The sequence below is a fragment of the Paraburkholderia denitrificans genome, from assembly GCF_042655705.1.
Taxonomy (GTDB): Bacteria; Pseudomonadota; Gammaproteobacteria; order Burkholderiales; family Burkholderiaceae; genus Paraburkholderia; species Paraburkholderia denitrificans.
On record NZ_JBHSMP010000017.1, the window covers coordinates 38,319 to 52,996 of the forward strand.

General features: G+C 68.3%; 7 protein-coding genes. 1 reads left to right on the forward strand and 6 read right to left on the reverse strand.

What is annotated here, in order from left to right:
• Positions 1-59: 59 nt before the first annotated feature.
• The 4 genes from aroG to ACFPTO_RS14765 form a co-directional block, all read right to left on the reverse strand.
• Positions 60-1,133 carry a 3-deoxy-7-phosphoheptulonate synthase AroG gene (gene aroG / locus ACFPTO_RS14750; RefSeq protein WP_377712193.1) on the reverse strand — a complete coding sequence of 358 codons (1,074 nt, stop codon included), beginning with the start codon at positions 1,131-1,133 and terminating at the stop codon, positions 60-62.
• 419 nt (positions 1,134-1,552) lie between these two features.
• Positions 1,553-3,046, reverse strand: a complete 1,494-nt coding sequence (gene tldD / locus ACFPTO_RS14755; protein ID WP_377712195.1) for a metalloprotease TldD — start codon at positions 3,044-3,046, stop codon at positions 1,553-1,555.
• 108 nt (positions 3,047-3,154) lie between these two features.
• Positions 3,155-3,994 carry a carbon-nitrogen hydrolase family protein gene (locus ACFPTO_RS14760; RefSeq protein ID WP_377712197.1) on the reverse strand — a complete coding sequence of 280 codons (840 nt, stop codon included), beginning with the start codon at positions 3,992-3,994 and terminating at the stop codon, positions 3,155-3,157.
• Between the two features lie 127 nt (positions 3,995-4,121).
• Complete coding sequence (locus ACFPTO_RS14765; RefSeq protein ID WP_377712199.1) at positions 4,122-8,597, reverse strand: YhdP family phospholipid transporter; 4,476 nt, start codon at positions 8,595-8,597, stop codon at positions 4,122-4,124.
• 323 nt (positions 8,598-8,920) lie between these two features.
• On the opposite strand from ACFPTO_RS14765, the gene glnE reads away from it, so the two are divergent.
• Entirely contained in the window at positions 8,921-11,707 is a 2,787-nt protein-coding gene (gene glnE, locus ACFPTO_RS14770) for a bifunctional [glutamate--ammonia ligase]-adenylyl-L-tyrosine phosphorylase/[glutamate--ammonia-ligase] adenylyltransferase (protein WP_377712201.1), read from the forward strand.
• 90 nt (positions 11,708-11,797) lie between these two features.
• Here the strand turns inward: glnE and recN are convergent, their stop codons facing one another.
• Both recN and ACFPTO_RS14780 read right to left on the reverse strand, forming a co-directional pair.
• Positions 11,798-13,492, reverse strand: coding sequence for a DNA repair protein RecN (gene recN / locus ACFPTO_RS14775; protein ID WP_377712203.1), 1,695 nt, complete (start codon positions 13,490-13,492; stop codon positions 11,798-11,800).
• Between the two features lie 58 nt (positions 13,493-13,550).
• Positions 13,551-14,462: an NAD kinase gene (locus ACFPTO_RS14780; RefSeq protein ID WP_377712205.1), complete on the reverse strand. Its 912-nt coding sequence runs from the start codon at positions 14,460-14,462 to the stop codon at positions 13,551-13,553.
• Positions 14,463-14,678: the final 216 nt, after the last annotated feature.

Sequence of the window (14,678 nt, forward strand, 5' to 3'; positions counted from 1 at the left end):
CATCTCATTGCCGTGCCGGGCAAAACACCGGCAAAACACGGGTGAAAAGGATCCGCGGCTCAGTTGCCGCTGCCGCGCGCGACGCGCCGCAGCTTGACGCTTTGCGCGAGCCCTTCGAGCAGCGTCACGCTTTCGTCCCAGGCGATGCACGCATCGGTGATGCTCTGGCCATAGGTGAGCGTGCAACCTTCTTTCAGATCCTGGCGGCCCGCCACGAGATGCGACTCGACCATCACGCCGATGATGCGCTCGTCGCCCTCCGCAACCTGGCGGCCGATCTCGGCGCACACGGGAATCTGGTTCTCGTGCTTCTTCGAGCTGTTCGCGTGGCTCGCGTCGATCATCAGGCGCGTGGCGAGCCCGGCCTTGCCGATGTCGGCGCAGGCGGCGTTCACGCTGTCGGCGTCGTAGTTCGGAACCTTGCCGCCGCGCAGGATCACGTGGCAATCCTCATTACCGGCCGTCGAGACGATGGCCGAATGGCCGCCCTTCGTGACCGAGAGGAAATGGTGCGGCTGCGAAGCGGCCTTGATCGCATCGACGGCGATCTTCACATTGCCGTCCGTGCCGTTCTTGAAACCGACCGGGCACGACAGCCCCGAAGCCAGTTCGCGGTGCACCTGCGACTCGGTCGTGCGCGCGCCGATGGCGCCCCACGAAACCAGATCGGCGAGGTACTGCGGGCTGATCATGTCGAGATATTCGGTGGCGGCGGGCAGGCCCAGGTCGTTCAGGCGCACGAGCAGTTCGCGCGCGGTGCGCAGGCCGTCGTTGATCTTGAAGCTGTTGTCGAGGTACGGATCGTTGATGAGGCCCTTCCAGCCCACCGTCGTGCGCGGCTTTTCGAAGTACACGCGCATCACGATTTCCAGTTCGCCCGCGAAGCGCGAGCGCATCGGCAGCAGCTTTTCGGCGTATTCGACCGCGGCCTTCGTGTCGTGGATCGAGCACGGGCCGATCACGACGATCAGGCGATCATCCATGCCGTGCAGGATGCGGTGCAGCGCCGCGCGCGTGTCGTGAATCAGGTTCGATGCGGTCTCGGAGCACGGGAACTCGCGGATCAGGTGCGCGGGCGGCGTGAGTTCTTTGAGTTCCCGAATGCGGACGTCATCGGTATTGTGCGGGGGCATGGCGGTTTCTCCTGATCCTGTGCGTAGCGTGCCGGCGGTCGAGCTTTGGCCTGCGGCGAAATCGGTTTAGATGAAAATTGCTGCTCGGTTGCGTGATAGCTAAAAATGCGGAGTAAAAAAAAACCGCCAGGTTCGCTGGCGGTTTTTCGTGTATTCGGGTCTTGCACGTGCAATCAACCCTCTCGATCCGCCAGCGGTCTGAGATGCCAGTAAAAGCTAAAGTAAAACTGGTTGGCGAACATGGCGGACTGCGTTCCGGAACGTAAGGTTCGTCGAAAAGGTTAATCGACTTTATAACCCGATCGAGTTGGCACTGACAAGTGCTGCGGCGAAAAAACGCGGCATTCGCGCGGCAATTGTGAACCAGATGCGGAATTCTCGCATCCGGATGCGCAATTTCCGCGTTACCGTGCATGGACTCAAACGGTGCCGCCGACAGTCATGCGGTCGATGCGCAGCGTCGGCTGGCCGACGCCCACCGGCACGCTCTGGCCTTCCTTGCCGCACACGCCCACGCCCGAGTCGAGTTTCATGTCGTTGCCGATCATGCTCACGTACTTGAGCGACTCGGGGCCGCTGCCGATCAGCGTCGCGCCCTTCACCGGATAGGTGACCTTGCCGTTCTCGATCATGTACGCCTCGGAGGCCGAAAACACGAACTTGCCGTTCGTGATGTCGACCTGACCGCCGCCGAAGTTCACCGCATAGAGGCCGTTCTTCACCGAAGCGATGATCTCCTGCGGGTCCTTGTCGCCGTTGAGCATGTAGGTGTTCGTCATGCGCGGCATCGGCAGCGCGGCGTACGACTCGCGGCGCGCGTTGCCGGTCACCGGCATCTTCATCAGGCGCGCATTGAGCGAATCCTGGATGTAGCCCTTCAGGATGCCGTCCTCGATGAGCGTCGTGCACTGCGTCGGGTTGCCTTCGTCGTCGATGTTGAGCGAGCCGCGGCGGTTCGGCAGCGTGCCGTCGTCCACGACCGTCACACCCTTGGCGGCGACCCGTTCGCCGATGCGGCCCGCGAATGCCGACGAGCCCTTGCGATTGAAATCGCCCTCCAGCCCGTGGCCGATCGCCTCGTGCAGCAGCACGCCGGGCCAGCCCGGTCCGAGCACGACGGTCATCGCGCCCGCAGGCGCCGGGCGCGCCTCCAGATTGACGAGCGCCGCGTGAACGGCGTCGTCCACGTACTTCGAGAGCACGTCGTCGGAGAAGTAGCCGTAGTCGAAGCGGCCGCCGCCGCCGCCGTTGCCGATTTCGCGGCGGCCGTTCTGCTCGGCGATCACCGTCACCGACACGCGCACGAGCGGGCGGATGTCCGCCGCGAGCACACCGTCGCTGCGCGCGACGAGCACCACGTCGTATTCGCCCGCGAGCGCCGCCATCACCTGCGTGATGCGCGGATCGCGGCTGCGCGCCATCTGCTCGACGCGTTCGAGCAGCTTGACCTTTTCGGTGGCTTCGAGCGAGCTGAGCGGATCGGCCGGCAGATACAGATCGCGGCCCGCGATGCCCTTGAGCGACGTCGCCACCTTGATCTTCTGCTTGCCGCCGCCCGCCTTCGCGATCGAGCGCGTGGCGATGGCGGCCTGGCGGATCGCCTCGGGCGTGAGGTCGTCCGAATACGCGAACGCCGTGCGCTCGCCGGACACGGCGCGCACGCCGACGCCCTGGTCGATGCTGAAACTGCCCGATTTGACGATGCCTTCTTCGAGGCTCCACGCTTCGCTGCGCGTGGTCTGGAAGTAGAGGTCGGCGTAGTCGACGCGATGCGTGAAGATCTCGCCGAGCGTGCGCGTGAGCACCGCCTCGTCGAGGCCGTAGGGCGCGAGGAGCAGGTCCTTCGCGGTCGCCAGATTGCGAGCGCCCTGGAGGAAATCCCCTCGGGGGAGGCCGGGTTCGATGATGTTCATGCGTGCGGTATGGATGGTCCGATAGGGTAGATTCGGGCGGGGCGCCGCTTTATCAAGCCGGGCTGCCGGTGCGCCGTTTGTCTGGTCGTTTTTGTCGTTTCAGTGCGCTCAGTTGCAATCGAGCACGCGATGCCGCCACGCGGGCAGGCTGGCGCGCACGGCGGCGATGCGCTCGAGGTCGATGTCGCCCGCCACGACGCCGCAGCCCTCGTCGAGCACGTCCATCACTTCGCCCCACGGGTCGATCAGCATGCTGTGACCCCAGGTGCGGCGACCGTTCTCGTGCTGCCCGCCTTGCGCGGCGGCCAGCACGTAGCACTGGTTTTCGATGGCGCGGGCGCGCAACAGCGTCTGCCAGTGGGCGCGGCCCGTCGTATACGTGAATGCCGACGGCACCACCACCAACGCGCAATCGCCCATGCGGCGGTATAGCTCGGGAAAGCGCAGATCGTAGCAGACGGACAGGCCGACACGGCCAAAAGGCGCATCGAACGTGCGCACCTCGTTGCCGGGGCGGATCGTGCGCGCTTCGTCGAACGATTCCGCGCCTCTTTCGAAGCTGAACAGGTGGATCTTGTCGTAGCGCGCGACTTCCTCGCCGCGCGGGTCGAAAACGAGCGTCGTGTTGAGCACGCGGTTTTCGTCCGGAGCCGGGTCGGCCGCGAGGAGCGGCAACGTGCCGCCGATTATCCAGACCCGATGTTGCGCCGCCATAGCGGCGAGAAAACGCTGGACCGGTCCGTCGCGATAATGCTCGCGGACCTTCAGCTTGTCGCTGTCCTTGTAGCCCATGAAGCAGAAATATTCGGGCAGCAACACGAGCTGCGCGCCGTTTGCGGCCGCCTCGGCGATCAGGCGCTCTGCCTCGGCGAGATTGCGCTCGGGCTCGGGCGTGCTGACCATCTGCAGTGCGGCGACGCGAAACGGCGAAATGCGGGAAAGACTCATCGACGGATCTTGAACTTGCTCTGAAACGAGGCCGCGCAAGGCGGCCGGATGGCTGACGGCGCGGCCGGGCGCCACGTCGGCCGGCACGGCAGGCGTGGCGCCCGCACGGCTTCGGCCGCGGCGCGGATCACTTCGCGGTGGCGGGCGTCAGCGGGTTCATCTTACCCTGATCGCCGCGCAGCCGCTCGACCTGAGGTTTGGACCATGGCCCCGTTATCGTGTAGTCGAGCGTGAACGCCGTTTCGATCGTCCGCGACAGCGCGAAATCGGCCACCAGGGCGCCGAGGCCGATCAGCGGATTGACCACCGCCGCCGCGACGACCCCCGCACCCGCGCTGAGCGTCGGTACGACATGAACATGCAGATCCTGGGTCTGGTGCACGAGGTCCACGGTGCCGGTCATCCGGGCGCGGGCCGGCGCGGCGACGAGCTTGAAATCGTCGGTGCGGCCGATGCCGTCCTCGACCCGGCTCGTTCCCGTGACGCTCGTGAAGGGCAGGCCTTCGCCGATCACGTCGCGGAAATCCATGGTCGCGAAGCGCGCGACACTTTGCAGGCTCAGCACGCCGAGCAGTCTCGCCAGGCCCGGATTGACGCGCAGGATCTGGCCGTGGCGCAGATCGACCGCGAGGCTGCCGTTGAGTGACGGGTAATCGATCTTCGTTGGCCCGCCGTGCCAGGCCACCTTGCCCGAGAGCGTGCCTTCGCCGCCCTTGAGCGTGCCCGGCATGCCCGCGCGTTCGAGCAGCGCGCCCCCGTCCGTGACGTCGAGGCGGAAGTCGAGCGCGGTGCGGCGCGGCGTCGGCATCTCCATGTCCGGGCCGATGTCGCCGACCGTGCGCCAGTTCCCCGTGGCGCTCAGGTGCGCGGCCGGGTTGGTGATGTCGAGTGCGTCGAGCTGCCAGACCGGCACGCCGTTTTCGTCGAAATTGTGCGCGTTGACCTGCAGGCGGCCGAAGTCGTGGCCGCGCACGATCAGCTGGTTCACGATGAGGTCGACCGCGGGCATGTTCTGCACCGGCGCCGAAATCGCCTGGCCGAGCAGATCGTTTTCGGTGGCGGCGGGCACGACGAGGCGCGCGAGGCGCGCTTCTAGCGTGCCGGGCGAGCCGCGGACGGCGCCGGGTTTCCACGAGAGGTGGCCGGAGACCTGGTTCGACGCGAGGTTCGCCTGCCAGTCCCGGCCGCTGCGCGTGGCGCCGACGACGACGTTTTCCCAGTGGCGCTTGAGCAGCGTGAGCGTGCCGACGTGGACGGCGAAGCGCGACGGCACGTATTGCGCGAACGCGCCGCCCGGCATGAGCTGGGCGACGGCTGACGAAGCGGCGTCCGCAGGCGCCGCGGCAGCGGAGGTGGCTGGAGCCGTCGTGCTTCGTCCTGCTGCCGGGGGGCGGATGGCGGCCGGGTTTGTCTGCGCTGTGGCGGGATTTGGCGAAGCGCGGCGCTCAGGCGCTGCGCCGCCAGCGGACTGGCGCGCAGCCGTGGCGCTCGCGGCGGGGAGCGTGCCGGTGCCTGGCCCGCTGGACGTAGCCGCGTTCACGCCCGCAGCACCAGTCGCAGCAGCAGCGCCCGCACCCGCACCAGATGCCCCGCGAATCTCCAGTACGACACGCCGCCAGGCATCGGCATCGAAGGCGGGCGTGTCGATGGCGGCGATCACCCCTTCCTGAGGCAACTCCAGAGGCCGGTTCATCGCGATCGCCCCGCGCACCACGTCCGGCACATGCCCCGGGACGCGCCGCAGCACGTAGCGCGCGACGAGCGGACCGAGCGTCACGTCCGCGTGCTCGAACGGCGCCGGATTCCCCGCGTCGCTGCCGTCGCCCGCGCCGGGCTGCAGTTCGGCGCGCAGCGGCATCGGCGTTCCGGCGGTCTTGCCGAACGGCGCGGGCAAGTCGAGCGCGAGGTCGGTCAGATCCGAACTCGCCTTCACGTCCGGCAGATGGCCCCGCGCGCCGCGCACGGCGAGCGTATACGGCGCCTGTCCGCTCATGCGGCCGAGCACGGCCGCCGCCGTGCCGTGCAGATCCAGCCTGCGCGCGGCATCGACGGCGACGTTGCCCGCCACATTGAGCGCGTAGCGGCCGTTTTCGCGCAGCCCGCCATTCGCGCTCAGCGCGCCGCCGAGAAAGCGTGCCGTCAGCCGGTCGGACTGCACGCTGCGGTTGGTGAAACGCAGACGCCCGGTGAGGTTCGAAACCGGCGGGATGTTCTCGAACGCAAGCTGGTTGCCCTCGAAACCGATCGCGCCCTGCGCGCGCACCTGCGGCCTCGGCAAGCGCGGGATGGTCAGCGTGAGCGCGAGCGTCGCCGGTCCTTGCGCGCGCACCTTCTCGCCCACGTGTTTCGACATGTAGCCAAGCGAGCTCTTGTTCGCGTAGTCGAGCAGGTCGGCGAGCGGCCCGCGGCCATCGCCCGCGATGATGAGATCGGAGCCTTTCGTGCCGAGGTCGTCGATGCGGCCGTTCACGTCGCGCAACACGAAGTTGCGATAGCGGCCGCGCGCGACGTCGAAGCGCAGCTTGTTTTCGTGCAGCCGGAACACGCCGTCGATGTCGGTGAACGTGGGCCACACGTTCGGCATGCCGTTGTGCAGCCTGCGCGGCGGGAACGGCGACGGGTCGAAGCTGCCGCCGGTAAACGGCGCGACGATGCGGAACTGGCCCGCGTCGGGCACGCGCGAATAGGGGAACTGCGTCAGGTCGCCGTGGACCTCGATCGTGGCGCCCCGCGAGATGCCCGCTTGCAGACCATGGCCGAGATAGTTGCGCGTGTGCTCGCTCATGCTCGTCGGCAGGTAGCGCGGAATCGCCTTGACCTGCGCCCGCGCGAAATCGGCCTTCAGGTCGAGCGCGCCGCGTCCGTGGCCCGGATTTTCGTAGCGCGCCGTCATTGTCGCGCTCGCGTCTTCGTTCTCGACGCCGAGCCTGGAGACATCGACTTCGAACCCCTTGTGCTTGTCGCCTGGCTTGCGCTGGTCCGCGACCGTCCACTTCGCCGCGCCGTAGAGCCGGTCGAAGGTGAGGCGCGGATTGTCGAACACGCCCGGCAGCGTCACGGCGGCGCTCGCGGCGTCGAGCCGGATCGTGCCGTGCTTTTCGTCGGCGTCGATATGGCCCCAGAGATTCTCGAAACCGGGCAGGCCCGCGCGCGGGTGGCCGCGCGGCGTGAGGCCCGGCCCCGGCTCCTGGGCCGCCACGCTGATGCCCTGCAGGTCGGCCTTGAAGCGGTAGCGGATCACCGGCTCGACGCCCTTTGCGCGCTGCTCGGCGGCGGCTTCGCCCGATTCCGGCGCGGCGCGCTCGAGCGCCAGGTCGTAGTCGGCGACGAGCCCCTGCGGATTGAAGCGCAGCAGCGCATCGAGCACGCGGCCCGGCAGTGGCAGCGCGCGCATGAATTCGGCGAGGATGCCGAGGTCGATGCGGTCGCCCGACACGCTAATCAACTGGCCGTGCTGGAGTGATTGCTGGCGAAAGCGTCCGTCGAGCGTCGTGAGTGCGAGCGTGCGCACGAGCGGCGTGCCGTCGTCGAGCGGCGGCTGGCCGAGTTCCGCGTGGAAATCGCGCAGTTGCAGCGTGAAGTCGTTGGGCGCCACGTCCGCGCCCACGCGCCACTCGAAGTGCGCGACCGGCAGATCGAGGCGCGGCTGGGTCGGACGCACCTGCAACGCGACGTCGGTGCCGTCGAGCACGCCATTCGCGAAGACCAGCCGCCCCGAGCCGAAGTGCGCCCAGATCGCGTTGTCGATGCGGCCCGCGAAGGTGGCGATCGGCAGGTGGACGTAGCGGGCGAGCGTCGGCAGATCGACCGGCCCGGTCGAGAGGTACGCGTTGCCGCTCCAGTCGGCGGGTTTGCCGGCCTGCGAGTAGCGCGCATGCGTGAAGTGCGCGCGGAAGTCGAGCGGACCGTGGAACACCGTGCCCTCGCTCGGCGCCTGGAGTGCGATGCGGTGGTCGTAGCCGTCGTTGAGAATCGCGAGGCGGATGTCGTGCAACGCGAGTTCGGGCACGTCGCGCGTCGCATCGTGCCAGCGCAGCGTGCCGCCGCGCAGCACGATGGCCTGCTGGCGCATGAGCCAGGTCGTGAAGGTGGCGTTGCCCGTGTGCGCGGTCGGCACGGGCACGCCCGCGACCGTGAGCGTGCCGTCGTCCTCGCGGGCGAGCAGCACATCGGGACGCTCGACGATGACGCTCGACAGCAGCGGCTCGAAGCTCACGAGCGAGCGCCACGAGACCGTCGCGGTGGCGTGCGGGACGTTGAGCGCGATGGCGCCGTGGCGGTCCCGGATCGTGAGGCCGGTGATGTCGATGCCAGGCTGGAAGCCGAGCCAGTGTGGCCCGAGCTTGCCGATGCGGAAATCGGCGTGGATCTTCTCGGAGACGAGGGCTTCGATGCGCGGCCGGAAATTGTCGACCTGCGGCAGCACGATGTAGCGCAGCCCGAGCAGCAGCGCGGCGACGATGAAATAGAGGACGAGCGCCACCGCTGCGAGCACGCGCAGCGTGTGGCGAAGCACCGGGTGATGGTGCGCGGGCGCATCCGGGGGTGTCCGGCTGGCATGTCCGGTTTGACGCGGACCGGCGGGATCGTTTCGCTCGGACATGCTGCTGCGGGTGCGGTATGGTAGCGTTGCGTTCTAACCACGAAATGTATCACAAGGGGCAGTCGCGCCGACCATCCGGAGATGCCTGGAGACCGGTATCGCGACTTGTTTGCAGTCTTGCAGGCGGTCTTGCCAGCACGCTTGCAGACGCGCACTTGCGCCGGGTTTTGCGGCTCGCGTCGATGAGCCGCGCCATCGGGCCGTGCGCCTGCACCGCGCGCGCCGCTGCCGCGCTCTTATCGAGCGTCTGCGATATCGAGCGTCAGCGCGCCCCGGCGAGACCTGACCGAGCCCCGAGCAAGCCCCCACCGAGCCAAGCATCCATGACCGACACGCCCCTTCTCAGTGCCAGCTATTCCCGTTACGCGGCGCGCGCGTACGCGGCCCGTCCCGGACTCGCGGAGCAGGTCGCGTCGCTCGCCGCCGAACCGCTTGCGCGCGAGCGCATCGTCGCGCGGCTCGATGCGCTTTGTGCGCAGGCGGGAGGCGGGTCCGGCGCGCCGCTCACCGACGACCAATTGAAGAAAGCGCTGCGCCAGTTGCGCGTCGAGGTGATCTGCGCCGTGATGGAGCGCGACCTCGGGCGCATGGCCGACGTCGGCGAAGTCACCGGCACGATGACCGATCTGGCCGAAGTCGCGATCCAGCGCGCGCTCGCGGTCGTCAGCGCCGACCTCGAAACGCTTTTCGGCGAGCCGCGCGGGCCGAACGGCGAGCGTCTCACGCTCGGCGTGGTCGGCATGGGCAAGCTCGGCGGGCGCGAGCTGAACGTTTCGTCGGATATCGATCTCATCTTCGTCTACGAGGACGACGGCGAGACCACGGGCGGCGAGCGCTCGCCCATCGCGACGCAGGACTTCTTCACCCGCGTGGGCAAGCGCCTGATCGGCGCGCTCAGCGACGTGACGGCCGACGGCTTCGTCTTTCGCGTCGACATGCGGCTGCGGCCGAACGGCGATTCGGGGCCGCTCGTGTGCAGCCTCGGCATGCTCGAAGAGTATTTCTACGTGCAGGGCCGCGAGTGGGAGCGCTACGCGTGGATCAAGGGGCGAATCGTCTCGGAGGAAGAGAGCGAGAGCGCGCTGCGCCTCGTCTCGCAACTCGAAGCGCTCGTGAAGCCGTTCGTCTACCGGCGCTATCTCGACTTCGGCGTGATCGGCGCGATCCGCTCGCTGCATGCGCAGATCCGCCAGGAAGCGCAGCGCCGCGCGCGTATGCGTCCCGACAAGGCCGACGACATCAAGCTCGGGCGCGGCGGCATCCGCGAGATCGAGTTCAGCGCCCAGGTGTTCCAGTTGATTCGCGGCGGCCAGGACGCGGGCTTTCGCGTGCGGCCGACGCTGGCCGTGCTCGGCTACGCGGCGGCGCGCGGGCTGATCGCCCCGGAAGTCTGCACGGATCTCACGCGGGCGTACAACTTCCTGCGCGAACTGGAGCACCGGCTGCAATACCGCGACGACGCGCAAACGCACGCCATGCCGGTCGATCCGGCCGAGCGCGCGGCACTCGCGGGCGTGATGGGCTCGAGCGACTACGCGGCGCTGATGGAGACGCTCAACGCGTATCGCGACACGGTGGAGCGCCAGTTCGACCAGATCTTTGCCGACAAGCTGAACGGCGAGAACGGACGCGCCGAGGACAGCGCGGCCGCCTGGGTGTGGAGCAGCGTGCTGGCCGAGGACGGCGCCGACGACGAACTGCTCGAACGCCTGAACGAGCTTGGCATCGACGACGCCGCGCCGCTGCTGGTGCGGCTGCGCGGGCTGTGGAGATCGTCGCGTTATGCCGGGCTGCCGGAGAAGAGCCGCGAGCGCTTCGACACCGTGGCGCAGCGCGCGCTCGAAGCCGCGCGCACGCTGGAGCCGCGCGCGCGGCGCGGCGACACGCTCGCGCGCATGTTCGACCTGCTCGATTCGGTGGGCCGGCGCGGCGCTTATCTGGCGCTCCTCACCGAATACCCGGACGCGCTGAGCCGCGTGCTCAAGGTGCTCGGCGCGTCGCGCTGGGCGGCGGGTTATCTGATCCGCCATCCGCAACTGCTCGACGAACTGCTCGACGACGAAGCGATCGCGACGCCGTTCGACTGGCCCGAGTTCTCGCGCCAGTTGCGCGCGCGGCTCGCCGCGGCCGCCGACGTCGAGCAGCAGATGGACCTCCTGCGCCACGCGCACCAGGCCGAAGTGTTCCGCATCCTGTTGAACGACCTGGCGGGGCGGCTTTCGGTGGAGCACATGAGCGACCGGCTCTCCGAACTCGCCGATGCCGTGCTCGACGTGACCATCGAAACGGTCTGGCAGCAGTTCTCGAAGCGTCACTGCGACGTGCCGCGTTTTGCGGCGATCGCGTATGGGAAGCTGGGCGGCAAGGAACTCGGCTATGCCTCGGATCTCGACCTGATCTTCCTCTACGACGACCAGGACGAGCGCGCCTCGGAGATTTACGCCATGTTCGCGCGCCGCCTGATTTCGTGGCTGACCACGGCGACGGGCGCGGGCACGCTGTTCGACGTCGATCTGCGCCTGCGCCCGAACGGCGAATCGGGGCTGCTCGTCACCGATCTGGACGCGTTCCGCCGCTACCAGTTGCGCGAGGGCGACGCGGCGAACACGGCGTGGGTGTGGGAACACCAGGCGCTCACGCGTGCGCGCTTTTCGGCAGGCGATGCGGCAATCGGCCAGGCGTTCGAGGCGATTCGCGTGCAGGTGCTCACCACGCCGCGCGATGCGGCGCCGCTCGCGAAAGAGATCGTCGAGATGCGTCAGCGCGTGGGGGACGGCCATCCGAACCGCACCGAACTCTTCGACCTGAAGCACGACCGCGGCGGCATGGTCGACATCGAGTTTCTCGTGCAGTACTGGGTGCTGCTGCACGCTGCTCAGGACGCCGAACTGATCCGCAACACGGGCAATATCGCGCTGCTGCGCGAGGTGTCGCGCTTCGGGCTGATGAGCGAGGAAGAGGCCGATACGATCGGCTCGGCGTACCGGCTCTATCGCAAGCTGCAGCACCAGTTGCGGCTCGACGGCATGGAGGTGGCGCGCGTCGAGCCGGAGCGCGTGGAGGGCGAGCGCCATGCGGTGCTCGCGTTGTGGAAGCGGGTTTTTGGCTAGTGTGGTCGACTGCTTTCGACGCAACTGCAGTCGACCACGGCTGACGCGGCGTGCGTTGGCGCCGCAATGGAGCCCAACGCTCGCAAACGCTTACGCCGCGAGCATTTCCTTGGCGTGACGCCGTGTCGTGGCGGTGATTTCGAGCCCGCCGAGCATGCGCGCAACTTCCTCGACGCGCCCGGGCTTGTCGAGCGGCGTGACGAGCGAGAGCGTGCCGCCGTTGCCGTCGCCGGACTTCGAGACCTGGAAGTGGTGATCGCCGCGCGCGGCCACTTGCGGCAGGTGCGTGACGCACAGCACCTGACGCTCGCGCCCGAGCTGATGGAGGAGCCGTCCGACCACTTCCGCGACGCCACCGCCGATGCCGGTGTCGACTTCGTCGAAGATCAGCGTCGGCGTGAGGCTCGCGGCGCTCGCGATCACGGCGAGTGCGAGACTGATCCGCGCGAGTTCGCCGCCCGAGGCGATCTTGGCGAGCGGCCGCAGCGGCACACCCGCGTGGCCGGCAACGCGAAATTCGATCTGCTCCAGACCGTGCGCGCCGCCGCCCGCGCTGCGCGTGCCGTCGGCGGCATGCGCCGCATTGGTGATTGGCACGAGCGCGACTTCGAAACTGCCGCCCGCCATCGAGAGTTCCTGCATGCCTTGCGTGACCGCTGCACCGAGCGCGTGCGCGGCGTGCGCGCGCGCCTTCGATAACTGCTTCGCTTCGATCAGGTACGCCTCGTGGGCGCGATCCGCTGCCGCGCGCAGGCCGTCGAGGTCGGCGGCGGCGTCGAGCGTCGCGAGTTGCGCGCGCCGCGCGGCGTGTTCCTCGGGCAGCGTCTCGGCCTGGAGCCGGAACTTGCGCGCCGCCGAGTGGAGCGCTTCAAGACGCTTTTCCACCTGCGCGAGCCGGTCCGGGTCGAGTTCGAGCCGCTGCGCGTAGTGCGAGAGCGAGTAGGCGGCTTCCTGCAACTGGATCGCCGCCGGTTCGAGCGCGGCGAGCGCGTCGCCGAGCGCCGGGTCGATCTCCGCGAGATCGCGCAGCTTCGAGACGACCGAGTTCAGGTGCGAGATCATCGCCTCGTCCGACTCGGAGAGCGCGCCGAGCGCGCCCTGGACGCCGTCGATCAGATTGGCCGAATGCGAGAGCCGCCGATGCTCGGCGTTGACTTCCTCCCACTCGCCCGGCTGCGGCGCGAGCTTGTCGAGTTCCGCGAGCTGCCAGGCGAGCCGTTCGCGTTCGAGCTGCAGTTCGCGGTCGCGCGACTGCGCGGTTTCGACGGCCTGGCGCGCGTCGCGCGCGGTGCGCCACGCGCGCATGACGGCGGCGGCGAGGTCGGTGAGTCCCGCGTGCGTATCGAAGAGTTCGCGTTGCGCGTCGGGACGCATCAGCAACTGGTGCGCGTGCTGGCCGTGGATGTCCACGAGCATCTCGCCCACTTCACGCAACTGCGTGAGCGTGGCCGGCGTGCCGTTGATGAACGCCCGCGAGCGTCCGCCGCTGTCCACCACGCGCCGCAGCATCACGATGTCGTCGCCGTCGGGGCTCGCGAGCGCGTGCTCGTCGAGCCAGGCGGCGACCTGCGGCGGCGCGTCGAATTCGGCGGTGATGTCGGCGCGCGTCTCGCCCGTGCGCACGACGCCCGCGTCGGCGCGCTCGCCGAGCGTGAGCGCAAGCGCATCGATCAGGATGGATTTGCCCGCGCCGGTCTCGCCGGAAAAGACGGAAAAGCCGTTGTCGAATTCGAGGTCGAGCGCCGCGACGATCACGAAGTCGCGAATCGAGAGATGGCGGAGCATGGGTGCGCTGGATTCCGGCTGCTGGCGGTGTGAGTGGGTTGGGCGGATTGTCGGGCGCTCAGTCTTCGGCGTCGTCCTGCAGTGACGGATGTTCGTTCCAGTGGAGCTTTTTGCGCAGCGTCGCGTAATAGCTGTAGCCGACCGGATGCAGGAACGGCACGATGTGGCGCGAGCGGCGCACCTCGATCACGTCGCCGAGTTCGAGCGCCGTGAACGATTGCATGTCGAAATTCACGTTGACGTCGCGGCCCGCGACGATCTGGATGCTGACCTTGCAGTCGTCGGGCAGCACGATCGGGCGGTTCGAGAGCGCGTGCGGTGCGATCGGCACGAGCACGATGCCGCGCAGCGTCGGATGCAGGATCGGCCCCTGCGACGAGAGCGCGTAGGCGGTCGAGCCCGTGGGCGTGGCGACGATCAGGCCGTCCGAGCGCTGGTTGTACATGAAGCGCCCGTCGACGTTGACGCGCAGTTCCGCCATGCCCGAGAAGCCGCTGCGGTTCACGACGACGTCGTTGAACGCGAGCGCGTGGTAGATCGGTTCGCCGTCGCGCGTGATACGCGACTCCAGCAGCGCGCGCTCCTCGCGTTCGTAGTGACCGGCGAGCAGCTGCGGCACGATTTCCTGCATGTCCGAGAACGGAATGTCGGTGATGAAGCCGAGCCGCCCGTGGTTGATGCCGATGAGCGGCGTGTGGAACGGCGCGAGCTGGCGGCCGATGCCGAGCATCGTGCCGTCGCCGCCCAGCACGACGGCGACGTCCGCGCGCGCGCCGATCTCGGCGGGCTGGAGCGCCGGGTAACCGCTTGCGCCGATCTCGGCGGCCGTCTGGGCTTCGAATACCACCTCGGATCCAAGCTTCGCGATGGTCTGTGCGAGCGCGATCAGCGGCTCGCCGATGCCCTGCGTGTTGCTGCGGCCGACGAGCGCAACGGTCTTGAACTGGTTGTGAATCTTCTGGGTCTGCATGGCGGCATTACACCATAGTCAGGTTACGAAAAGAACATGGCGGCGCGGGTGTCGGACCCGTGTCAGCCCCGGTGGCAGCCCCGGTGGCAGCCCCGGGGCGGGTGCGCCAGGGGCTTGCAGGCAGCGGCGCCTCGCGGATTTCCCGATGAAATCGGTGACGCCCTGATGACAGCGCTGCACGCCGCTGCACAGACGTCGCGCGGGCGACATGCCGGG

What these genes read in the sequence shown, in the direction of transcription:
- recN (WP_377712203.1), bottom strand. Translation starts at nt 13,492, where the DNA reads ATGCTCCGCCATCTCTCGATTCGCGACTTCGTGATCGTCGCGGCGCTC.
- tldD (WP_377712195.1), bottom strand. Translation starts at nt 3,046, where the DNA reads ATGAACATCATCGAACCCGGCCTCCCCCGAGGGGATTTCCTCCAGGGC.
- ACFPTO_RS14765 (WP_377712199.1), bottom strand. Translation starts at nt 8,597, where the DNA reads ATGTCCGAGCGAAACGATCCCGCCGGTCCGCGTCAAACCGGACATGCC.
- ACFPTO_RS14780 (WP_377712205.1), bottom strand. Translation starts at nt 14,462, where the DNA reads ATGCAGACCCAGAAGATTCACAACCAGTTCAAGACCGTTGCGCTCGTC.
- aroG (WP_377712193.1), bottom strand. Translation starts at nt 1,133, where the DNA reads ATGCCCCCGCACAATACCGATGACGTCCGCATTCGGGAACTCAAAGAA.
- ACFPTO_RS14760 (WP_377712197.1), bottom strand. Translation starts at nt 3,994, where the DNA reads ATGAGTCTTTCCCGCATTTCGCCGTTTCGCGTCGCCGCACTGCAGATG.
- glnE (WP_377712201.1), top strand. Translation starts at nt 8,921, where the DNA reads ATGACCGACACGCCCCTTCTCAGTGCCAGCTATTCCCGTTACGCGGCG.